Source organism: Thalassospira sp. SN3W, assembly GCF_038070535.1.
In the GTDB taxonomy this organism is placed as follows: domain Bacteria; phylum Pseudomonadota; class Alphaproteobacteria; order Rhodospirillales; family Thalassospiraceae; genus Thalassospira; species Thalassospira xiamenensis.
Window position 1 is genome coordinate 127,195 of the sequence record NZ_CP121124.1, and the last position, 26,493, is coordinate 153,687.

The window sequence follows — 26,493 nt, forward strand, 5'->3', positions numbered from 1 at the left end:
GACTTAACTTGCAATTTTTTACTATGACCACTTGCATTCAGGGCGCGTTCCCGGGCATATTCTTTCGGATATGGTTGGGGATGAGCCATGTGGTCGGGGTCACACAAAAAGCCTGTTGAACAGGATTTCAAAAACCGCTTGCTGCATGGCGCAATCAACGTTTGAAAGGTCAGACGTTGCAGAAGCGCACAAACACGTTTGCGCCGGGGACAGAACGGCAGGGAAAACCGCTTACAACGCCGCAGTCGAGCATATGGCTTGACTGGGCCGAGGGCGACGATTGCGCAAATTACAATATTTGCAGCGTCATCCGGTTCGAGGGCGATCTTGATATTGCAGCCCTTTACAAGGCCATTGTCCAAACCGATCAGGAAAATGACGCCCTGCGTCTGCGCTTTGCATCAGAAGGCGGCAAACCGTTTCAGACCTTTGCCGATGACTGCCGCGAAACTGATTTCAGCGTCATCGATTTAAGTTTTACCGATGATCCGGTTCTGATCGCCAATAACGAAGTCGAAGAAATCCGCCGACGGCCACTTGACCCGGAAAACGGATATCATTGCCGCCATCGCCTGTTGCAACTTGGCACGGGACGTTACTGGTGGGTTCGGGTTTATCATCATCTAGTCTGTGACGGTTATGCCGGGCATTTGATGGCGCAACGCGCGGCGGAAATTTACAGCGCACTTAAAACCGGTACTGCCGTCCCCGAAAGCACATTCGGGTCCTATGGCGACTTTATCGCTGCTGACGCGACCTATCCCGAAACACCGGCCTATCAACGTGACCTTGCCTATTGGCAGGAACGCCTGCAAAACGACCACGCGATCACGCGGTTTTCATCGGACAAACCATCCGGAAAATTGGTTCAGGCCCGGCTGGAACAGACGCTGGATGGGCACGACCTTGCCAGACTGATCCACACGGCCAAAGCCTGTGGCACATCGCCCACCGCGATCGTCATGGCCACCTATTTCATCCTGCTGGGTCAGGTCACCCATATCAAACAACCGACCGTCACAATGCCGCTTCTGAACCGGATGGGACGGACTGAACGCCAGACACCGGGTGCCTTTTCCTATATCGTACCCTTCGATGCCGATTTAAGTAAACACACACGTTTTTCGGAACTGGCCCGCGATATCTTTGCCCGGGCACGTCGCGATGTCCGTCATATGCGCCTTGGCGCGCCGCGCATGCGTGCAGCACGTCTGGGTGCCCGGGGTCTTTCGGGCAATGGTGCCTTTTTCAACAGTCTGGACGGCGCAGAACCCTTATCCTTTGCCGGGCTGGATACACGCCGGGTCAATATCTATAACGGGCCAGTCACCGATCTTGGCCTGATCTATATGATGCAGGCCATAAGCCCAGACCGGCAGGAAGCCGAAATCATCTGGCAATATGACACCGCTTGCCACGACGTTAAATCCGTTACGCGCATCGCCGAACGTTTCCGTTATTTCCTGTCCCGCGCACTGGACGACCCGGAACAGGATATCGCGGCCATCGCCGCACCGCCGATGAACGAGCTTGCCATTATCCGCACGCTTGAAACTGGCCCGACATTCACAAGGTCGGCTCCGGGACGGCTCATTCCCGAACGCATCGATCATGCCATTGCATCACGCCCCGGCGAAATCGCCCTGATCACGGAAGATGATCACGAAGTCACGTTTGCAACGCTGGGTCATATGGCCAATGCCGTCGCCCACCACCTGAAACAATGCGGCATTGCACCGGGCGATTTTGTCGGGATGAACATTTCCCCCAGTGCGCAGCAAACGGCCGCTGTGATCGGTATCCTGAAATGCGGGGCAACCTGTGTGCAGCTTGATCCGTTGCAACCTGTCGCGCGCAATGCGTCGATGACCCGCCATCTTGATTGCCGTCTGGTTCTGACTAACAGCACCGACACATGGCGCAAAATCGGCGACACCTCCATCACGGTAAACGATATCAATGCCGTAACCGGCATTGACGGCAGCATCACCTTTGAAAATATCCATGACGATATTTGTGGCGACGATATTGCCTTTGTCTTCCATACATCGGGTTCGACCGGGCAGCCAAAACCGGTTCCCGTTCATCACCAATCCCTTGCCGATAAAATCGACGTCGCCATTGCGCAATTCGGTATCGGATCACATGAAAACGGCAACCCTGAAATAATGGGTCTTTTCCCGTCGCTCGGATTTGATCCCTGGATGCTGCAATTCTGCGTCGGGCTGATCCGTGGCCATCGCATGTGGCTGATGACCCACGCGATACTCAGTGACGGGCATAAATTCTGGAACGGTGTGGCACGACATCATGTCACCCACATCATGTCGGTCCCGTCATTTTATGAAAGCGTGATCGATGCCGTTCCGGCAGATGGCGCTTTCAAATTGCGCCGTCTGATCACGGGCGGCGAAATCATGCAGCCAACACTCGTCCGCAGGCTTTATTCCGCGTTCGAAACCGTCGATATCTGGAACTGCTATGGCCCGACCGAGGCGACAATTCATGCCGCCGTGTATCTGATACCAAGGGCCTCCCAAACCAAAAGCATCCCGCTCGGCCGCATCGACAAGGGTGGCTTTGTCCGGATACTTGACGAAGACGGAAAACGGGTACCGCTTGGCGTCCCGGGCGAGATTTACCTTGGCGGCGCAGGACTTAACCGCGGCTATATCAATATGCCTGACGTGACGGAGGAAAAATTCGTCACGGATCCGACGGGCGAGACCGATGAAACCTTTTATCGCACTGGTGATCTGGTTTCCTGGGGCGAAGACGGTTTGCTTTATTTTCACGGGCGCACGGACGAACAGGTCAAAATTCGCGGGCAACGCATCGAAATCGGGGAAATCGAATACCAGCTTTCGCGCCTGTCCGGCGTCGGACGGGCTGCGGTATTGCATGTCAAAACCAATCATGGTGGTGAACTGATCGGTTATCTTCTATCCAACGCAAACACGTCGAAACGCCCGGACGCAGCAACCGTGCGCGCAGAACTGGCGCGCCACCTGTCCGATGCGGCCGTTCCGACCCGCATTGAATGGGTGGAAACGCTACCCCTCTTGCCGTCGGGCAAAATCGACCGCAAGGCACTTGCCGAATTCGCCCGAAACCCGGATGGCAAGCAGCCTGTTGCGTCCAAAGCATCGCCCCCTGCATCCAGCAAACCCGATCAGGCGCGCATCCATCAACTGGCCGGTAAAATTGCCAGAATCTGGATGGAGCTGATCGAAACAGACGAAATTGAATTTGACACCAACCTGTTTGAAGCTGGCGCCCATTCATTGCTGGTACCGCGCGCCCAGTTTGCCCTGTCAAAACTCGCCGGGCGCAACATTGCATCGGTGGAAATATTCCAGCACCCGACCATCAATTCCTTCGCACGTCACCTTTGTGCGGGTGATCAACATGCCCCCGAAACCGCACAAGCCGAACCGGTAAAGCCCCAACGCAATGTGTCTGAAAATCACGACATTGCGGTTATTGGCATGGCGATGCGCCTGCCCGGCGCGAATGACCGCGACGCATTCTGGTCGATGCTTGAAAACGGTATCGATCAGATAAAGGACGTCGATATTTCCCGCTTGCGCGCAATGGGCAGCGATCCGTCGGCGCTCGAAGACGCCGATTTCATCGCCCGCCATGGGATTCTTGACGATCTCGATATGTTCGATCCCGCACCGTTTGCCATGACCGCGGGCGAAACCATCGAAACCGATCCGCAACAACGCCTGCTGCTTGAAGTCGCCCTTAGCGCTCTGGAAGACGGGTCTTGCGATCCGGCGCGTGACGGCCCGGTCGGTGCCTATGTCGGCGTCGGTTTCCCGACCTATCTGGTCGACAGCCTGCGTGATCGCCTGCGTGCCCGCCCCGATGCGATCCGGTATGGCATGACACTCGGCAATGACAAGGATTTTGCCGCAACAAGGCTTGCCTACAAGCTGAACCTGACTGGCCCCGCCATCGCATCCTCGACCGCCTGTTCGACCGGGCTTGTCAATCTTGCCCTGGCCGTCAATGCCTTGCGATCCGGTCAATGCCGCGTCGCCCTTGCCGGTGGGGCGGCCCTTGGGCTTAGCCCGGCTGGCGGATATTATTTCACGCAGGGCGGGATCGGATCACGAAGCGGCGTTTGCCGCCCGTTTGACAGCAAGGCAGACGGCGTTGTCGGCGGCAGCGGTGCGGCCATTGTCCTTTTGAAACGCCTTGATGATGCCATTGCCGACAGGGACACCATCCATGCGGTGATCAAGGGTGTCGGCATCAACAATGACGGTTCAGCAAAGGCCGCCTTCACCGCGCCCAGTGTCGATGGTCAGGCAAAGGCCATTCAAACGGCCCTTGACGATGCCCAGATCAATCCATCCACCATCTGCTTTGTCGAAGGCCACGGAACCGCAACAGCCCTTGGCGACCCGATAGAGATCGCCGCACTGAACAAGGTTTATGCAAAAGCCGATGCAACGCCAACGCATCCGATCTGGCTTGGCTCGGTCAAGGGCAATATCGGCCATCTGGACAGTGCCGCCGGAATTGCAGGCCTGATCAAGGCCGTATTGGCAATCCGCCATCGGGTATTTCCGCCGACCTGCCATTTCAATCAACCGAATGAAAACCTTGGTCTGGATCAGGGACCATTTCAAATAAACAACACTGCTCAACCATTATCGAATAATGATGATGAACCGCTGCGCGCGGGCATCAGCAGCTTCGGGGTTGGCGGCACCAACGCGCATATCATCATCGAAGAAGCCCCCCGTTTCGATGAACCGGCATCATGCCAGACACAAAACGATATTCCCCATATCCTGCCCTTCTCGGCGGCAAGCGAACCCGCCTTGCAAAAACTTCTGGAAAACACAGCAAGCTGGCTTGACCGCAACGGATCAGACATTGCGATATCCGATGTCGCAAACAGCCTGTCACGGCGTCACGCCTATCGTTTCAGGGCCGCCATCGTTGCCACGAACATCAAGGCTGCGGTTTCAGCCCTGACCCATCCGAAATCGACCGCCCGCCATCAGGCCCTTGCCCAACGCAATGTCCCTTCCATCGCCTTCCTGTTCCCCGGTCAGGGATCGCAACGACCGGGCATGGCCAAAAGCCTTTATGAAGTGGATCAAACATCGGCAGAGATCATCCGCGATGCCTGCAAGCATGTGGCACAGACGGGCGGCCCCGATGATCTTTTTGAATTGCTGACCGTTCCCGATGAAAGCCCGGCAACATCAAGCCGCATGGCACGCACCGAAATCGCCCAGCCCGCTCTGTTCATTTATGAATATGCGCTGGCAAACTGGCTGATCGAAAACGGCATTTTGCCCGCAGCACTGGCCGGGCACAGCATTGGCGAATATGTCGCGGCCTGCATTGGCGGGGTCATGTCCTTTGAAGATGCGCTTCGCCTTGTGGTGATGCGCGGTCGCCTGATGGGGCAGACCGAACCGGGATCAATGTTTGCCCTGTCCATGACCGAGGCCGAAGTCGGTGATCTTCTGTCGGCCTTTGGCCCCGATCTGTCGATGGCTGCAATCAACGGCCCGCGTCAATGCGTGGTGGCGGGCAGCACCGAATGCATTGATGCGCTTGAAGAATACATCAAATCACAGGGTAAATCCGGTCGTCGGCTTGTGGTCTCCCATGCCTTCCATTCACGGATGATGGAACCGGTTCTGAATGAATTCCGCCATGTCGTCGCCAACATCCGGTTGAACGCGCCAACCCTTCCGATCCAGTCCAACCTGACTGGCAACTGGCTGCCCCCCGAAGACGCCACCAATCCCGATTACTGGGTTCAACATCTGCGCAATGCGGTGCGCTTTGCCGATAACATCAAGGGACTTCTGGCCGAAATGCCCGAAACGATCATGGTCGAATGCGGCTTTGGCAACACAGCAAGCCGCCTTGCCATTGTTAATGGCACAGCGACCGGCAACAGCATTGCCCTGCAACCTGCCCCCGGCCCCGATGCCGCCCGAAAAACGGATGCCGCAATCACCGGGTCAAACGCACTGGCCGATGCGATTGCCCGGCTTTGGGTTATGGGAACATCGCCCGATTGGGACAGGGTCAACCAAACCCGTGATGCCCATCGCATTCCGTTGCCGACCTACGCCTTTGACCGACGCCGCTTCTGGCCGGAGAAGGCAACAACCGTGAACGCCGATCCCAAATCTATCGCCGTTGCCGCTGCCCCGGTGGAGGCCACATTGCCCCCGGCACAAAACCCGGCACAAAATACGTCCGATGCCCAAACTGAAACACACGCGCAATCCGCCATTCTTGCCGTCTGGCGCGATATGTTTGGCGATCCGGCAATCGGCCCCGATGATGATTTTTTTGAACTTGGCGGGGACTCCTTATTCGCCGTGCGGATCGCAACACGGCTTTCCGAAGTCCTGACTGCCGAAATTCCCGCCGCCGTAATGTTCGAAGGCCGCACTGTTTCAGGTGTTGCCAACCTGCTTGCATCCTTTAAGACAAACAGCCCGCCGACCAATGCCCCATCCGCACCAACAGCACCGGCAACAGCAAAACCGGCCACAACAGCCCCCCGCCCGTCACGTGAACAGGGAGTTCTGTGATGAATACCGATCAGCTGTCACGCCGTACTCAAACCGCGCGCAACCTGCTCGACAAACTCCGTCAGCGCGACATTGTGCTAAACCTGCATGCCAACGGGCACGATCTTTGTTTTGATGCACCGACCGGTGCATTTGACGACGCCCTGAAATCCGAAACCCGTGACCTGAAGGCCGAAATCCTCAGCTTGCTGCGTGAACCTTCCGATGCCGAAAGTCATGACACCAAAGCAGGTCCGATCCTCAAATCCTTCCCGGCCCATCCCGCCATCGAAGGCCAATGGATTGCAAGACGTGACCAACCGGCAAGTGCCAATTACCATATCGTTACAGGAATCACCCTTCCCAAAGGAACCGGTTTCAATGCGGTCCGCGATGCGATTGCCGCCATCGTCAAACGCCATGATGCCCTCCGGTCCACCTTTGTCGAACAGGACGGGCAGCTGATCCAGCGCGTACATGCCGATATGCCGGTCACTGTGCGCAAAATCGACACCACCCGAGAAATCCGCCATGATCTTTTTGATCTCGCGACGGGTCCTCTGGCCCGGTTTGGCTATATCGAACATGACGACGGAAAAGCCCCGCAACTGGCCATGGCGATCGATCATCTGTGCTTTGATGGCCAATCGATCATGTTGCTGCAAAAAGAGCTTCTTGCCATCCTTGCCGGAAACACGCCCGGAAACGTACCTGATATCGAAAAACTTGTGCGCAATGCACATCGCAATCTGGATCGGGAACGCGGCGAAATCGCGCGGAAATTCTGGTCGGCCCGAACCGATAAACTGTTATCTGCCGGGCTGCCTGACGACCCGGCAGCAGAACGGAATGGCGGCGGCAAACGCCTTCTGATCAAACTGACCGGCAAAGACGCCGAGGCTTTCGCAAAGCTTGCCAGTCATATCCGCAAAACGACCCAGACCACCCTCTGGGCCGCCCTGACCATCGCTGTGATCGCGCGGCACAAGGAAAACGCCACAGCCGTCATCGGGCTGCCTTTTGCCGGTCGCAGGGACAAGGAAACCATGCAGTCGATGGGCTGCTTTGTGAATGTCCTGCCCGTCGCGATCAAACCGGATATGGCAGATAATCTTGATGCCCTGACCAGACAGGTCGGGCACGAAGTTCTTTCCATGCTGGACGTGCAGGATTACCCCCTGTCGCGCCTGATGCATGATCTGACACAGGCGGCACAGGGCCCGACCGGCCTGCCATTCGATGCCGTCCATGTGATGGAATCCAGCGACAGCCCCTTCGTGATCGAAGATCTCGACTTCGGGGCGGGCAAATTCCCCCTGATGGTCGGCATGATGAAAAACGGCCCGGAAACATCTCTGGCTGTCGAATATCAAAGCCACGTCTTTGGCGAAGAATGGGTCGAACGTTTTGCCAAACGTTTCCTGACCTTTGCGCGTGCGCTTGCCAAAAACCCGGAAATGCCGCTTGGTCTTGTTGATCTGCTACCTGAAGACGAACATGATCACCTGACCGTAGCACTTAACGATACCGCATCGGATTACCCGCGCGACTGCGGCCTTGGCGAATTGCTCGCCGGTCAGGTCACCAACCCGGCCAACGCGGATAAAATTGCCCTGCAGGATCGCGACCGAAAAATCACCTATCGCACGTTGGGGCAACACGTTTCCGCCATTTCTGCCGGTCTTGATGCCCTTGATGTTGCCCCCGGGTCGATTGTCGCCCTTGCCGCGGATCGTACCCTTGATGCGATTATCACCCTTCTTGGTATCGCATGGCATGGAGCGGCCTATCTGCCGATTGACAAATCTCTGCCTGCCGATGCCATTGCCGCCCTGATGTCAGAATGCGGTGCCCGTACTTTGCTGTGTGACAACGCCGAATTTGAACGCCTGTCGGGGCTGTCTGATCGCGTTCGTATTGCGCAAATGCACGACGCCAATGCAACATCGGATGCGACCTTCGCCAAACGTGCAGGCGATGATCTGGCCTATGTCATGTTCACGTCCGGCTCCACCGGTGCAGCCAAGGGGGTGCTGATCCCCAACCGGGCTGTTGCACGACTGGTGTTGAACAATCGGGAGCTTGCGTTTGATGAAACCGATGTGATGGCACAGGCCGCATCACTTGGCTTTGATGCTGCAACCCTTGAAATCTGGGCACCGCTTCTGAATGGCGGCAAACTGGTTCTGATCGATAACAAAACCCTGTTTGATCCAACCGCCCTTCGCAATGCCCTTAAAGGTGGCGGTGTGACCACCATGTGGCTGACCGCAAGCCTGTTTAACCGTATTGCCGATGACGCGCCAGGTTGCTTTGCCCCGCTCAAACGATTGCTTTCCGGGGGGGAGGCACTAAGCCCCCCTCACCTGCAAAAAGTCATGGCCGCCTGCCCGGACCTTACCCTGATCAACGGCTATGGCCCGACGGAAAACACGACCTTTACCTGTATCCATCCGATCACGCCACATGACGTAAATTCGGCAACCATCCCGATTGGCCGGCCGATTGGCAATACGCGCACCTATATTCTTGATACTGGCGGGCAACCGGTTCCGACCGGGGTCTGGGGTGAACTTTACGCCGCGGGCGACGGGCTGGCGCTGGGATATTCCGGCACGCCCGAACGCACCGCCAAGGCATTCGTCACGTTCGATCATTTACCCGAAACCCGCCTTTACAAAACCGGCGACCGCGCGCGTTGGCGCTCAGATGGGATGATTGAATTTGGCGGCCGCGGTGACGGGCAGGTCAAAATTCGCGGACACCGGATTGAAACCGCCGCCATTGAAAAACGACTGAGCCAGATTGACGGCATCCGCAATGCCTGCGTGATGCCGGTCGGAAATGGTGCCGATGCATTCCTTGGTGCGGCCGTCGCCGCCGATCAGGATAACAGCAATGTCTGGATGCAGATCCTTGGCCGCAATCTGCCCGATTACATGATCCCCGAACGGTTTGTGGTGCTGGATCATCTGCCGGTCAATGTGAATGGCAAGGTAGATCGCAAACAGCTTCTTGGTGCCCTGGCCAATACGGCACCGCTTGCTCCCCAAACCGACAACACCGCCACTAGCAACGAACTGGAACAGATCGTTGCCGAACAATTCAGAACCCTGTTTGGCAACAGGGACATTACCGCATCGTCGGATTTCTTTGCATTGGGCGGGCACAGCCTTGTCGCCATGCGCCTTGCCGGATTGCTCGAAAAATCCACCGGCGTCCGCCCGAAACTTCAGGATATCTTTGTCGCCCGAACAGTCGGCGGGATCGCAACCCTGCTTGCCGAACATAAACAGGATGGCAGACAATTCCTGATCCCCAAGGCAGATGGCCCGAAATTCCCGCTTTCAAGCGGACAGGCCCGCCTTTGGGTTCTGCAACGCATGCAGCCCGACATGGCGGTCTATTCCGTCCCGGCCGCGTTTGAAATCAATGGCCCGATTGATGCCGATGCCTTGCAGGCCGCCCTCCATAAACTTGAAGAACGGCAACATGCGCTGCGCCTGCGTTTCAAATCCGATCCCCATCATCCTGATGGCGTCAGCCAGTATCTGGCACCGGTCGGTTCATTGAAACTTGGTCGCCATCAAATGGACGAAGGCCCCGCCCGCCTGTTCATCGCACGCGAAACCGTCCGTCCGTTCGACCTTGAAAACAAACCATTGGCACGGGCCGATCTGATCACACTTGCACCCGACCGTCACTGGATGCTGGTTTCCCTGCATCATGCGATTTGTGATGGCTGGTCGATGCCGAAATTACTACGCGATCTTGCCGCCCTTTATGCCGCCGAAACCGGCGGCCCCGCCGCGCTCTTGCCGGAGCTCGACCGGCATTACGAGGATTTTGCAAGCTGGCAACATGGCTATTTAAGCTCGACCGGCGGCAAGGATCTATTGGCCCGCTGGAAAGAACGGCTGTTGCCCCTGCCTGAACCGCTTGCCCTGCCAACGGATCGCCGCCGTCCGAAGGCCCGCGGTTTTGCGGGCGATTTCCATGAAATTGCCTTTGGCGAGGACACCGCGCGTCTGATCAATGATGCGGCGGATCGGCATGGCACAACCGCCTTTTCCATTCTGACCGCTTTGGTCCAAATCCTGATGTACCGCCAATGCGGGCAGACCGACATCCCGCTTGGCATGCTGGTGGCGGGCCGTGAACAGACCGCTCTTGATGATGTGGTCGGCTTCTTTGTCAACACCGTTGTCCTGCGTCAGAATGTCGATCCGAACGCCGGATTTGACGATCATCTGGCCCAAACCGGCAAAACCATCATCGATGCCCTGTCCGATCAGGCCGCCCCGTTCGAGGATGTTGTGGCCGCCGTCAATGCGCCACGCGATCCTGCGCGCAATCCGCTATTTGATGTTCTGGTCGCATGGCAGGACAGCATCCCCAACCTTGGAAAACTCGGCGATGCCGAACTCTCGCTGCTGAAAACAGAATTCCCGTTCTCGAAATTCGATCTTGCATTCTATTTCAGCAAACAGAACGACGCCCTGCTGTGTCAGATCGAATTTGATACCGACCTGTTTGACAAATCCACCATTCAGGCGATTTTCAACCGGCTTGAAATCCTTGCGGCTGCTTCCCTGTCCACGTCATCAAGCGCCAAAATCGCCGAATTGCCGATTTTGCCGGCCGACGAACGCGCCCGGATCGATCAATTCAATGCCACCGGTCTTGACCTTGCGATTGAACGCAGCATTTCCGAACCGTTCATCGATCAGGTCCGCGCCACGCCAAACGCACCGGCGGTTATCGGAACATCTGCAACGCTAAGTTATGAACAATTCGCCCGTCGTGCGTCCGGGATTGCCGCAAAACTGCGTGCGACATCGGTCGGTCCGGGTGATGTCATCGGCGTTGCCGTGCGACGCTCAATCGATATGCTGGCCGCCATTCACGGGATTCTTCTATGCGGTGCGGCATATAGCCCCCTTGACCCCGATCATCCCGAACAGCGCCGCACGGATATGCTTGATGATCTTGGCTATCCGCGCGTCATCACCACCGCCGATCTGGCCGATCTGTTTGACGCAGATAAAGTCCTGATCATCGATGGCAGCGAAGATGCCGATATCCCTGATGCAATCAACGCCCCCGATGACCTTGCCTATGTGCTGTTCACCTCCGGCTCGACCGGTCGCCCGAAAGGTGTCGAAATCGCCCATCGGGGTGTTCTGAACCGTATCCTCTGGATGCAGGACGCCTTCCCGATTGGACCCGAAGACGTCATTTTGCAAAAAACCCCAATCACATTCGATGTGTCGGTCTGGGAACTGTTCTGGTGGTCATGGACGGGCGCGCGCGGTGTTCTGCCCGATCCGGGTGTTGAACGCGATCCGCAACAGCTGGCTCAGGCCATTCGCGATCATGGCGTAACCACCATGCATTTCGTGCCTTCGATGCTGGCAAGTTTCCTGTTCTCGGTCGAACACGGGCTGGTCGATATCGAACATCTTGGCAGCCTCAAACGCGTTTTCGCCAGTGGCGAGGCGCTCGACCCGGCACTGGTAAAGCGCTTCAACGATCTGCTGTTTGATCGCTTCGGGACCGAACTGCATAACCTTTACGGCCCGACCGAGGCGACGGTGGATGTCACCTGGCATGCCTGCTCGCCGCTTGAAAATCCCGATATCGTTCCGATTGGCAAACCGATTGCCAACACCACCATTCGCATCCTTGATGACAGGCTTGGCGACATGCCGATTGGCATTGCGGGTGAAATCGTGCTGGGTGGGCCGCAAATCGCGCGCGGTTATCGCAACCGCCCGGAACTGACCGCCGAAAAATTCCCCGACGATCCCCACAATCCGGGCCATAAACTGTATCGCACCGGCGATCTGGGGCGTTTCCTTGCCGACGGATCGGTCGAATATCTTGGCCGGATCGATCATCAGGTCAAAATTCGCGGCTTCCGTATCGAATGCGGCGAAGTCGAAACCACGACTGAAAGCCACGATCTGGTTGAACGCGCCCTGGTCAAGGCGGTGCGCATCGGCGACCTTGATGAATTGCATGCGTTTGTGCTGGGCGATGGCGACCTAACCATTGGTGTCCTGCGCGATCATCTGCGCACCCGCCTGCCCGAATATATGATCCCGGCGCGTTTCTTTGCCCTTGATCATCTCCCGCTTACCAGCAGCGGCAAGGTCGACCGAAAGGCCCTTTCGGGAACACCGATGGCCGGTTCACCCAAAACCGCCAGCCGGAAATCAAAACCGGCTATCGCGGCAAAGCCCGACGCCGAAAATCATGATGTGGCAAATCTGGAACGCGTTCTGCAACGATTGTGGCAGGAAATCCTGCCCGGTGTGATGGCGGATCGCGAAGACGGTTTCTTTGATGTCGGCGGCAATTCGCTTTTGCTGCTGCGCCTGCATGAAAAGATCAATGCCCGCTGGCCCGGCAAGGTCAGCATTGCCGATCTGTTCGCCAGCGCCACCATCGCCCGACAGGCCGAACTTCTGGCCGGACTGGATATCGCAACCGATGATCTTGCACTGGCAAATAACGTCCAGCTCGCAACCGACGAACCGATTGCGGTGATCGGTATCGGACTTCAGCTTGCCGGGGCGGACGATATCGAAACATTCTGGGCCGATGTTGCTCGCGGGGCGGATCGCGTCCGTCCGCTTCCGCCCGAACGCGATCATGAAACCCGCGACATGATGGCCGCCATTGGCCGTTCGGTTCCGGCCCGCTTCCGCGAAGCCGCCTATCTTGACCGCATCTTTGATTTCGATCCGGGCCGTTTCCGCATGGCACCCGCCGATGCCGCCCTGATTGACCCGGAACAACGCCTGTTTATCGAAACCGCCCTGATGGCGATGGAAAATGCCGGCTACGGCGGGCAGGCCCTGCGCGGGAAAAAGGTCGGGATTTTTGCCGGTGGCGGGGCAAACCCGGCATGGCGCGTTGCGATGGAGCATGTCGCACGTGACAAGGCCGAACAGGTCTTTGCCCTTAACGTACCCTCGAACATGGTCACACGCCTGTCCTTCCTCAAGGACTGGCACGGTCCGGCAAATATCATCGATACCGCCTGCTCGTCATCCTTGGTCGCCGTCCATCAGGCCTGCCAGAATTTGCGAAGCGGCACATGCTCCATCGCCCTTGCCGGCGGTGCAAAACTGATCCCCTGCCCGCCCGATGCCGACGGTGGCTTTACGATTGATTCTTCCACCGCACGTACCCGCGCCTTTGACGATACTGCGGATGGCACCGGCATGGGCGAAGGCAGCGTTGTCTTTGTCCTCAAACCGCTTGGCAACGCCATCGCCGATGGCGACCCCGTCCATGCCATCATCCGCGGCAGTGCCGTCAATCAGGATGGCGCCTCAAGCGGGGCGGCCGCCCCCAACCCTGCCATGCAGGCCGATGTCATCCGGCAGGCGGCCCGAACGGCCGACATCGAACTGGGTTCACTATCCTATATCGAAGCCCATGGCACCGGCACGTCGCTTGGCGATCCCATTGAAATCGATGGCCTGACCCGTGCCTTTGCCGGAAGCACGGATGAACATGGCTTTGCCCTGATCGGCTCGGCCAAGGGTAATTACGGCCATCTTGATGGGGCGGCTGGGGCTCTTGGTCTTGCGCGCGCCATCATGGCACTCCGCTTTGATCAGGCCCCGCCACAACCCTTCTTTGAAACCCCCAACAGCAGGATTGATTTCGCCCGGGCCCCGGTGCGCCCGACCAACCGCCTTGAACCCTTGGCAGATCGCGGCGCGCCCAAACGCGCCGGTGTCAGCTCCTTCGGGCTAAGCGGCATCAATGCCCATGTGATTCTTGAAGCCGCCCCGAAACGCAGTGCAAATCCACAGGATGGAACACAGGATGAAACCGCGCGAAACGGGACCTTCATCCTTGCGCTGTCTGCTGCCAACGAGGCGGCATTAGCCGACTATGCCGCCAAACTGCATCGCGACATCGCCAGGGACACCTCCCTTGATGTCCGTGACATCTGCCACACGCTTGCCAACGGTCGCGATCAGCTAAAGCATCGCTTCGCCGTTGCCGTGTCGGATCGCGACAGCGTTCTTAACGCTCTTGCCGGATTGATCGCCGGTGAAACGGCAAATTGCGCGGCCCCCAAACCTGCCACTGGGGCATCATCGGTTTCTGCGGTTTCGACCAATCCTGCCGATGCAACCGCCAACGCTCGTGAATGGCTGGCCGGTGCGAACCTGATCTGGCCCGACGACACGCGCGCGCGCCGCGTGTCCCTTCCTCATGCACCTTTTGCGAAAATCGTTTGCAAACCGGTCTTTGGCGACACCCGGGCCCCTGATACCACCATCATGACCGGCCCGGTCGAAACCGAAAGGGGCCGCTGCTTTGCCATTCCGGTCGCCTCCCCGTCCTTCTGGCCGACAAATGAACATCACCTGAACGGACAACCGACACTGGTCGGCATGGCGGTTCCCGCCATGATCGCAACAGCGGCCCGAAACGGGACAGGCGACCAAACCGTTCATATTTCCGACCTTAAATGGCAAAAGGCCCTTCTTCCCAATGCCCTGCCCGATGGTACGGCAACGCTTTTGCTTGGAAATGATGGTCTTGTCGAACTGGGTGGCCGCCTGAAAAACGGCAAATGGTCTGTCTTTGCCACCGCGCGCTGGGCCAATGATGCACCGGAAAGCAGTCATCACGACAGTTTGCCGTCGCTCGACCATGCGCGCGCAAAATGTACCCTTACGGCCAATATCGCCCCCTATGCCCCCGAGATCGGGCCGATCACGATCAGCGACCGTTGGGATTGCCGGGTGTCCATGCAATACAGCGCGGACGAAACCACGGCGATCACGCATCTGAAACTGAAACCGCAATATCATGCCGACCTGCGCGACTGGATCATTCATCCGGCCATGGCCGATATTGCCTGCAGCATGATTCTGACCGCCGAGGATAATGGCTCTCTCCCCGTCGGCATTGACGAAATCACGCTCCACGCCCCGTTTAGCGGCGATATCATTGTCTGTGCCGAACGTCGTCATCCGGGCCAGGCCGACTTCACCTTCTTTGATGCCGACAGCCAAAAACTGCTTCTGACCATACGCGGCATTCGTTTCTCGGGGGATGTTAACGGCAAAGCCGCATCCGCCATGCCGGAACTGCTCGAAATTGACTGGTTGCCGGGCACGGTTGAAATGCAACCGGTCCCCGAAAACACCATCATGATTGCCGATGGCGATTTCTGGCCGATCCCGCCCGCCTGTCAACGCGTCCATCCAGATATGCTCGGCAAGGATATGCTGGCAAAGGCACAAAACGTCATTCTGGCGTTGCAGCCGGGCGAAGACATCGCCCTTCGCACCGCCCGATGCCTGCGCGATATCCTGCGCTCGATGCGCGGACGGATGCGGCTTGTCGTTGCCGGAAGCGGTGCCTATCAGATCGACCGCGATACCATTCCGGCCTCCCCGGATCAAAGTGCCGCGGCCGGTGTTGCCATCGCCGCAAGCACCGAAGAACCCCGACTTGTCCTGAGCTTTGCCGATATCGCACCGGCTGATTTCATCGCGCATATCGGTGGTGAACTGGCAGCCGATCCTGGCCGCGATCCGGTTTCGGTTTATCGCAATCAGGTCCGTTATCGCCGAAAACTGCGCCCGATTTCAGGGCACGATAACCTGCCGCAACCCAACTGGCCCGATCATGGCGTCTGTGTCGTGACCGGCGGCACCGGTGGCTTTGCCATGGCCCTTGCCGAAGAAATGGCTTTGGGCGGCAAAATCACGCTTGCCCTTCTTGCCCGTCGCGGTGAAGACGGTCTTGATGCCATTGCGCAGTCTAAACTGGCCGACCTGCGCACCAAGGGCATTAAGGTATCAATCCACACCTGCGACGTTGCCGATAAAAACGCCCTGTCCGATACCCTTGCCACGATCCGAAATAGTCTTGGCCCGATCACCGCCATCGCGCACGCCGCCGGGCTTGCTGATGGCGGATTCCTTGCCGTGCGCGACATGGATGCGTTCGACGCCATCATGACCGCCAAGATCAACGGCGCCCGTCATCTTGACGCCCTGACCCTAAACGACCCCGTGCAGGCCTTTGTCATGTTCGGCAGCCTGACGGCCATCGTCGGTGTACCCGGTCAGGCCGCCTATAGTGCGGCCAACGCCTTCCTTGACGGTTTTGCCCGTTACCGCAGGTCACAGGGTCGCCCGGCCCTGACCATCGACTGGTGCGCCCTTGCCGAGCAGGGCATGGCCGCGCGTCATAATGTACCGCTTCAGGATGGGGCCAGCGTCACCCCGCAACAGGCACCGATCTTCTGGCGCGATGCCATGTGCAGCACCGCTGCACAGCTTGTCGTGCTTGATCCGGCCCTTGCCGGTGAAACAGCTGCACAACCGGAAAAACCCGTGACCACACCGGCATCTGTATCCGTCACGGCAACGGATATCTCGCAAAAGATCGCGGCCATCTGGGCCGAAACACTCGGCTATGATGCCATCGCACCGGATGATGATTTCTTTGCCCTTGGCGGCGATTCCATTACCGGCATGCAGATCGTTGATCGCATGAATGCCGAACTGAAACTGTCGCTGGCGATTTCGGACCTGTTTGCCGCACCGACGGTATCCGATCTGACGGCCCAATTCGCCCCGTCACCGGCGGGCGATGTCAACATACCTGAAATATCCGATCATCGTGACGCGATATCGGACGAAAAGGCCACTCCTGCGGAAAAAATTGCAAAAATCTGGGCCGAAATCCTTGGTTATGACACCATCGACCCGGACGAGGATTTCTATGCCCTGGGCGGCGATTCCATCACCGGCATGCAGATCGTTGATCGCATGAATGCCGAACTTGCCTGCAATATCGGTCTTGCCGATCTGTTTGAAACCCCGGCGATCACCGCCCTGGCCGCAAAAATATCGCCATCCGTTGAAACGGCGGAACTTCCCCAGTCATCGGCAAATCCCCCAGCCGAAGAAACATCTCTGCCATCGGCATCAAAACCCGTAAAGGCAGCAACAGAAACCGGGATCGAAACCGGTCCGCGCCGCGCGCCTGAAATGGAATTCTATCCGCTGGCCCCCGAACAGGTTTCCGTGCTGCATGCCGAACATAGCGGCAATATGGGTACGGCCTTCAACCTGCCGCATGCCTTCATGCTTGATGACAGTATCGATCTTGATCGCCTGCGCGATGCCATCTCCCGCCTGACGGAACGCCACGAAATCCTGCGCACCCGGTTGATTGCCGATGGCGATGACTGGGCGATGAAAATTCTGCCACTTCATGACGCCCTGCCCGATCTGACGCCAATTGAACTTGATGCTTCGCTATCGCTTGAAGATGTCGGCGCGGACCTTGTCATGCCGTTCGATCTGGCAACGGAAATCCCCGCGCGCTGGCGTCTGATCTGCGCTGCCAACGGTCAAAAGGCACTGTTCTTTGATATCCATCACACGGTTTGCGATGGCTTTACCATTGAAATGCTGCTGGGGGATTTGCTGGCCCTTTATCGTGGGCAGGTCTTGGGCCCACTCCCTTATCAGCTTCGCGATTACGCGTATTGGAGCCAGCAACCCGAAAGCCTCAAGCGGCTTGAAACGGCACGTGATTACTGGCTTTCCCTCTATCAGGGGCCGCTTCCGAAACTGGATCTGCCGTCTGATCGCAGACGCCCGGCCTTCCACAGCTTCAGGGGCGAAATCGTCGCGTTTGATATTGATCCGGCCTTGCTGAAATCGGCACGGAAATTCGCATCAGATCAACGCGTCACCATGTTCTCGCTCATGATGGCGACGTGGTTTGCCGTGCTTGGCAGGATCACCGCAACCGACGATCTGGTGATCAGCGTCCCGGTCAACCAGCGCGACGGGACGGGGTTCCGCAATGTGCCGGGCATGATGGTGTCGCTTTTGCCGCTTCGCATGCAGATTGCCAATGATGAAACCTTCGCATCCCTACTGCACAAGGTGCAAAACCATCATATCGATGCGCTGCGCCACCGGGCCTATTTCCTTGATCTGCTGCTCGATGATCTCTCGCCACTTGCCACCCCCGAACGCACCCTGCTGTCCGAAATATCCCTGTCTTACATGAACTATGCGCAGGGCGATTACGGACCGGATGATCAGGCCAAAGCCATGCTCCCCATCGGCCTTGGCCGGCAGCAATGCAAAAACGATCTGGCGATCTTTGTCCGCGATCTGCCCGAACGAATGTCCATCTCGTTTGACTATTATGCCGATATGTTCGATCAGGCGCGCATGATCGAACTCGGTCACATCTTCACAAAAACCCTGCAAAAACTGGTTACGACGGAAACTACCGCGAAAACCATACCGATTGCCGATCTTGATCTTCTGCCCGATGATCAGAAAACAAATATCGAAATCTGGGAACAGGGTCCGCAACCGGAAACCAGCCTTGATGCGGACGCGAATGCCGGAATCTTTGCGATATTCGCCAATCAGGCCTCCGTCATCCCCGATGCCCCTGCCATCCGCGATAACAACGGCACATCGACCTTTGGGGAACTGCATGCCGATGCGCGCGCCATTGCCCACTGCCTGCAAACCGCCGGGGTCAAACCGGGCGATCTGGTTGCGATGCATATTGAACGCGGTCGTCCGGCCATTGCGGCAATTCTTGGGATTACCGCCATCGGCGCGGGATATGTCCCGCTTGATCCGGCTTATCCGGCGGCGCGCAATCAATTCATCCTGTCAGACAGCCGCGCCAAACTGGTTCTGGTCGATGACATCGGATATGACGCGCTTGATGCCCTGTCCGAAACCGGCGGTCCATCTCCGCAACGGATAAATATCGCTGGCATTGCCCCGGCACCGGGGGACTTCACCCTGCCCGAATTGACCAACCCTGACAGTTTGCCTGCCTATATCATGTATACCTCCGGCTCGACCGGAACGCCCAAGGGGGTTCTGATCGAACAGGGGGCCGTGCGTCGGCTAGCATTTGGGGCGGATTACGCCAAAATCGTCGCTGGTGATGTGGTGGCACAGGCGGGGCCGCTGGCATTTGATGCCTCGACCTTTGAAATCTGGGCGACCTTACTGCGTGGGGCGGAAATCGCCGTAATTGACCGGAATGACCTGCTTGATCCGGCCAAATTCGGCGATGCTCTGTCGCAATTTGGTGTCACGAAAATGTTCATGAGTGTCGGCCTGTTCAACCATCAGGTCGATCAAGATCCCCGCACCCTTGCCGGACTTGATATCCTGATGATCGGCGGGGATGCCATCAGCAAACAGCATGTCAGAACCTTTATCGCCACCTGCCCCGATGTCACGGTTCTGAACGGCTATGGTCCGACCGAAAGCACCACCTTTGCCGTTGTCGGCCCGATCGCCGAAAATGATCTGTCGGGCGATACCGACGCCACCATCATCGGCAAACCGATCCCCTTCACCAAAACCCTGATCCTTGATCAGAACGGTCAACGCGCGCCCGTCGGCGTCTGGGGCGAATTGATGATTGGCGGGTCACGGCTGGCGCGCGAATACTGGCAACGTCCCGACCTGACCCGCGAACGGTTCATCGCTGATCCTGATCAACCTGGCGAACGGCTCTATCGCACAGGCGACCTTGCCCGCTGGACCCGCGATGGCAGGATCGAATTTGGCGGCCGCCATGACAATCAGATCAAATTGCGCGGTTTCCGCATCGAACTGGATGAAATCGAACAACAGCTTCAATCCGCACCCGGCATCAAAAATGCCGTTGCCCTGTTTGATGCCACCGCCCCTGACGGCGGGGCAATCATCGGCTGTATTCAGACGGCACAGGGGCAGGATATCGATTTCCCTGCCCTGATGACGTGGCTTGGCACACATCTGCCCGGCTACATGATCCCGGTGAAATGGCATATCGTCGATACCATCCCGATCACCGCCAATGGCAAGGTGGATCGCAAGACATTGCTCGAAACGGTGCGCATGCAATCAAGTGCGCTGGCCCTTGATAACGGCACAGATACCCCGCCCGCCACCCCGGCCGAGGAACTGGTTGCCGATATCTTTACCGAGGTTTTCGCAAGCCCCATCCGTAACCGGCACGCAAGCTTCACCCAGCTTGGCGGTCACAGCCTGATGGCAATCCGGATCGTGAACCGCATTGCGGACCGGACCGGCAAACGCATCAGCATGGCCGACTTCTTTGCCGATCCGACGGTTGCGGGGCTGGCCCGCCGTATCGAAAATGCCACCCTCGATATCGCCGCCACCGGCAATGGCCAAATCCCGCGCGCACCGGCAATGGAACATTACCCGGCCAGCCACGCGCAAAAACGGCTTTATCTGCTCTCAAAGATGGACGGCAACAGCGGTGCCTATGGCATGCTTTATGTCTTCCGCTGCACCGGTGATTTGCGGGCCGATATCCTGCAATCCGCCCTGACCCGTCTGGTGGACCGTCATGAAACATTGCGCACGGGCTTTGCCGAACAGGACGGCACGATCACGCAGAAAATCCACGCCACCACGCCGCCTGCCGTCGCGTTTGATGATCTTTCCGGTCATGGCGATCCGGCCCGCGAAGCCCTTCGCCTGACACGGCTTGAAGCCGCAACACCGGTCATCCTTGACCAGCCGCCCCTGATCCGCGGGCGTGTGATCAAGGTGGCGGCAAATGAATGCCTGATGATCCTGATGACCCATCATATTGTCGGCGATGGCTGGTCTTCGCGCATCCTGATCAATGAACTTGGCGCGCTTTATGACGCCGTTGTCCATGAACGGAACGCTGCCCTGCCGCAACTTCCGATCACGTATAAGGATTTCGCCCATTGGCAATCCAAACAGAACTGGGCCGATGCCGCCGATTACTGGCGTCAACAGCTTGCCAATGCCCCGGAACAGATCAATCTGCCAACGGATCGCCCTGTACCGGAAAAACAATCCTTCCGCGGCGCGCATGTGCATCTTGCCCTGCCCGATGATGTTTTATCAGGCCTGCATCGGCTTGCCAGCCTGAACAAAACAACCCTGTCATCGGTTGGTCTGTCGCTGTTTTCCGCCATGCTCTATCGCCTGACGCGCCAAACCGATATGGTCATCGGCATGGGCGTTGCCGGGCGCGAACGCATGGAAACCGAAGGCCTGATCGGCTTCTTCGTCAATGTCCTGCCGATCCGCATGCAGCTTGACGACGACACCGATCTTGGCGATCTGATCCGTACCACCCATATCAATATTGCCAATGCGCTGGACCGGCAGGATTTCCCGTTTGATGAACTGGTCCGCGCGGTTGCGCCAAAACGCAAATCCAACCGCCAGCCATTGGTCAATGTGGTGTTCGAATATCAGCGCTTCGAAGCCGTAAGCAACTTGGCACAAACCGACGGGACACAATCCGGCCTGCCGATGCTTGCCCCCGATGCCGACGGCATACTGCCATCCAACATGGATGCCTTTGTCGATAACACGACGGCCAAACATGACATCATTCTGTTCCTGACCGAAGAAGCCGGTCAGGCACGCTTCACCCTTGAATATGATACCGATCTGTTCGATGCGGAAACCATGCAGCGCTGGTTGGCCTTCCTTGGCAAATTCGCCGCTGCTGCCGCACAAAATGCCCAAAGGGACGCATAATGAAAATCGCCGATTTCGATTTCGAAACCCTCGATACACCACCCGGGGCAGACAACCAACCCGATCACCAGCCATTGGCAACAACCGGCAGCATCACCGATCGGTTTGCGAAGATTGCCGCGGCTCATCCGCATCGCATCGCAACCCGCGATGAAACCGGCGAAATCAGCTATGCCGGACTGGACCGCCAAAGCAATCGTATCGCGCATTTCATTGTCGGACTTAACCTGCCCGTCGGCGCGCTTGTCGGTGTGATGACCGGGCGCAACCGCCATTACATCTCAGCAACCCTTGGCGTCCTGAAGGCAGGCCTCGCCTTTGTGCCGCTTGATCCGAATGTGCCGCTGATCCGCCGCACCACACTGGTCCGCAATGCAGCGCTACCGCTGATCATATCCGAAGGCGCTCATATCGGCGATCTGCACCAGTTGCAGTGGCGCTGCAAAACCGTCACCGATATTCTATGCCTTGACCATGACGATATCGATACCCTGACGGAAAATCACGGCTCCCTGATGTCGGTCGAACTGTGGGATCATCTGGCGGGTGACGATGCCGACAACATTCTGGCTGGTGGCTGGAAAAGTGCATTTACCGGTCAACCGATTGCGCAAAGTGCGATGGATGCCTTTGGCGCAAATGCGCGGAACAAGGTCGCCGGTCTGGTATCGCGCGATGCCCGTGTGCTTGAAATCGGCTGTGCGTCCGGCTTCACCATGAAACACGTCGCTCCCGTGGTCGGCACCTATGTCGCGACCGATCTGTCGCGCCGCAACGTCGAACGGACCGAGGCCCTGGCGATCAATCTTGGCATGACCCATGTCATCGGTCGGCAGCTTGGCGCACATGATATCGATGTTTATGAACCGGGCTCGTTCGACCTGATCATCATGAACAGCGTCATCGAAAACTTCCCCGGCTACGGTTATCTGCGAACCGTCCTGGCAAAGGCAAAAACCCTGCTCGCCCCCGGCGGGGCCATTTATCTTGGCAATGTCTGGGATGCGGATCGCCGCGACGATTACCTTGCCGATCTGGCGCAGTTTGCCCGTGACACGGCGGGCAAAGGCTACAATACCCGTCTCGATTTCCTCGAAGACCTGTTTGTCCCGCAATGCTTCCTTGAAGACTGGGCACGCGAACAGGGCGGCTTTGCCGCCAAACGATCCGCAATCGATGCGGACGGGTTCGACCCGGCCCCCTACACATTCGATTTCGTCCTGACAACGGATGCGGCCCAACAGCCCGCCCCGTCGCAAAAACGACGCCACGATCTGGCCGTCCTGAATGCCGCAAGTGATGCGCACACTGCAAGCATCACCAACGCAAACGATCTTGCCTATGTCCTGTTCACCAGCGGCACCACCGGCACGCCCAAAGGTGTTCAGATCGAACATGGCTCGGTTGTAAACCTGGCCCAGTCGGTTCTTGATACGCAGTTAAAACAGATCGGTGCCGATGATCCGGACCGCGTCCTGAACCTGACCTGTATCGCGCCTTTTGCCTTTGACGGCTCCATCGTTCAGATTTTCGCCGCCATCCTGAACGGGCACTGCCTGAATATCACCGGATCGGCTACGCGAAGCGACCCCGAAGCCCTGCATAACCTGATGGTTGCCAACGCCATTGATCAGCTTGACGCAACGCCAAGCCTGTTTTCCCTGCTGCTCGACTACTGGGAAGAAAACAGGCTTTCCTGCCCTGCAAGGATGGTGGTTCTGGGCGGCGAAGCCGTGTCCACCCGAATGGTCGAACGTTTCTTTGCCCTGCCCGGTCAGACCGACCGCAAACTGGTCAATGCCTATGGCCCGACAGAATGCTGCGTTTCATCGGCGCAATATGTAATGACCGCGCACAACCATAAACAGATTCTGCCGCCCCCCATCGGCAAGGCCATTCAGGGCGTTCATATTGAAATCTGCGACGATATGGGCCGTCCGTTACCCGATGGGGTTCCGGGCGAAATCCGCATTGGCGGTGCCGGTGTCGCGCGCGGCTATCTGAACGACCCGGCCCTGACCGCACAGAAATTTGTCACCGATCCCAACGGCAAACGGTTCTATCGCAGCGGCGACATGGGTCGACGGCGCAGTGACGGCGAAATCATTTTCCTTGGCCGTGAAGACGGTCAGATCAAGGTCCGCGGCAACCGCATCGAACTGGGCGAAGTCGAACATGCCCTGCTCGCCCATCCCCATATCCGCCGTGCGGCCGTGGTGGCCCATGACCGCCACCAGAACGGCAATGTTGTTCTGGTCGCCTATGTCGTCACCGATGACGATGCCCATGCCGATTTCGATGTCGCGGCATGCCGGGCAAAACTTGAACAGGCCCTGCCGAACTATATGGTGCCCAACCACCTGATCACGATGGATGACCTGCCGCTGACCGTAAATGGCAAGATCGATCTTTCACGCCTTCCCATCCCCGAAAATACCGATCATGCCACAAGCACCACCGCAAAGCCGCTTGGCAGCGACCATGAACGCACCGTTGCCCGCCTGATGGGCGAAGTCCTTGATTGCACTGTGGATGACGCCACCGCCGATTTCTTTGAACTCGGCGGTCACAGTGTTCTTGCGGTTCAGTTCCTGTCAAAAATCAACAAGGTTACCAATGTCAAAATCCCGCTCGGTGATCTGTTTACCTGTGCCTCGGTCGAAAAACTCGCCGCGCGCATTTCCGAACGCGAAAACGAAAGTGACGCCAAAAGCCCGATTGTCACCGTCAATGCATCGGGCACCAAACCACCGATGATCTGCTTCCATCCGGTCGGCGGCAATGTGCTGTGCTATCAAAACCTTGCCCGTGAATTCGGCCCCGATCAGCCACTTTACATGGTCGAAGCCCAAGGCCTCGAAGAAGGCCAGAATTTGCAGCCAACGGTCGAGGAAATGGTGGCTGCCTACATGCCCGCCATCCGCGAAACCGTTCCCGACGGCCCGATCCATGTCATCGGCTGGAGCTTCGGCGGATTACTGGCGTTTGAGGCCGCCTTCCGCATGCAGCAGGCCGGCATTGATGTACGCAATGTCATCCTGCTCGATGCGATTGCCGTGCCCGATGCGGTCCGCGCCATCCTGCGCAAGGGCGAGGCAGAATATCTTGCCGATATCTTTGCCGAGCTCGGCCTTGTCACGGTTGACGAATTGCGTCCGTTAACGCCTGAGGAACGCATCGACCTGTTGCTCGAACGCGGCAAGAATTGCGACCTTCTGCCCGACGAGGCAGATCGCGGCACCATGCGCCGCCTGCTGGCCGTGTTCCAGAATAACGCACTCGCCGCCGTCCATTATGTCCCGCCGAAAATTGACGGGATTGATGTCCTGCTGCTGCGTCCGACAACCGGAACCCGCGCCGCACCCAGCATCGAAGGCGATCAATATAGCGGCTGGCAAAAGGTCGCGGGCGACAATCTGACCCTTGAATGGGTCAGCGGCACCCACGGATCGATGATGTTCGATCCCCATGTGATCGAAGTCGCCGAACGCATCCGCCTTCATATTGAAAAAAAGCTCTAACCCCAGAGCATGCTTGAGAGCAGGCTTGCCGGATCGAACTCCGTTTGATCCGGCAATGTCAGGCCAAGCCACCCCTGCGCACCGGGCCAGATGAGGGTGCGATACTGGCCGAAATTGGCATACCGCACCTCAAAACAGGCCCCCTTGCGATCAATCGATGACGGCGCGTAAAGTTCAAGCGGCGTCATCATCCCCGTGGTAATGGTCTTGGCTAGGCTTTCGCGCGCCACCCAAAGCAGGCAGGCCGCCCCGTGGTCGTCAAGATCATGGGCGCGGATCATGTCCCGCACGTCGGGGGCGATCCCGTCAAGAATTGCGGGCACATCCGTGATCGTCGGCAGATCGACATCAATGCCCAACGGATGGGCACGATGAAAAACAAGGGCAACCGCAAACCGATCCGAATGCGACAGCGAAACCGACATGCCCTGCAAATCATCCCCGCCGCCAACAATTATCGGCTGATCAAACACCCCCGATCCGATTTCAATCGATTGCGGATCAATCCCCGGAAAATACGCGCTCAACGCCGCCTTCGCCGCCAACCGTCCATGAATAAAACTTTTCCGGCGGCGGTCATGCCGGAACCCCGCCAATCGGGTCTTTTCGGCGTCGTTCAACTGGCTTTCTGCCAGTGCGGTACACCTGGCATCGTCAAGCCCCTCCAGATCAATAACCGCCAACACCGCGCACAGGATATCGGACGGTGCAAATGTTCCCGTGCCTTTCGGGCGCTGGAACATAAGGCGATGGGTTGTGATCGGGGACATCCGGGTGGCCTTTTATGCATCATCAACAACAGACAAAAAAGAATGCCCA

At 57.8% G+C, this 26,493-nt stretch carries 4 protein-coding genes; 3 read left to right on the forward strand and 1 reads right to left on the reverse strand.

The window, feature by feature from the left end; genetic code table 11:
- Positions 1–176: 176 nt before the first annotated feature.
- From P8T57_RS00540 to P8T57_RS00550, 3 genes are read left to right on the forward strand one after another with little or no spacing between them, the layout of a single operon-like run.
- Positions 177–6,584 (forward strand): amino acid adenylation domain-containing protein, encoded by a 6,408-nt coding sequence (locus P8T57_RS00540; RefSeq protein ID WP_341364255.1) that lies wholly within the window; start codon positions 177–179, stop codon positions 6,582–6,584.
- Entirely contained in the window at positions 6,584–22,153 is a 15,570-nt protein-coding gene (locus P8T57_RS00545) for an amino acid adenylation domain-containing protein (protein WP_341364256.1), read from the forward strand. The genes P8T57_RS00540 and P8T57_RS00545 overlap by 1 nt, the downstream gene beginning before the upstream one ends.
- Positions 22,153–25,674, forward strand: a complete 3,522-nt coding sequence (locus P8T57_RS00550; RefSeq protein ID WP_341364257.1) for an alpha/beta fold hydrolase — start codon at positions 22,153–22,155, stop codon at positions 25,672–25,674. Before P8T57_RS00545 ends, P8T57_RS00550 begins: the two co-directional genes overlap by 1 nt.
- Here the strand turns inward: P8T57_RS00550 and P8T57_RS00555 are convergent.
- Positions 25,671–26,444: a hypothetical protein gene (locus P8T57_RS00555; protein ID WP_341364258.1), complete on the reverse strand. Its 774-nt coding sequence runs from the start codon at positions 26,442–26,444 to the stop codon at positions 25,671–25,673. The two genes, P8T57_RS00550 and P8T57_RS00555, sit on opposite strands and share 4 nt — an antisense overlap.
- Between the last annotated feature and the right edge of the window lie 49 nt (positions 26,445–26,493).

Coding starts and splice junctions, on each gene's coding strand:
- P8T57_RS00545 (WP_341364256.1), top strand. CDS start 6,584: ATGAATACCGATCAGCTGTCACGCCGTACTCAAACCGCGCGCAACCTG.
- P8T57_RS00550 (WP_341364257.1), top strand. CDS start 22,153: ATGAAAATCGCCGATTTCGATTTCGAAACCCTCGATACACCACCCGGG.
- P8T57_RS00555 (WP_341364258.1), bottom strand. CDS start 26,444: ATGTCCCCGATCACAACCCATCGCCTTATGTTCCAGCGCCCGAAAGGC.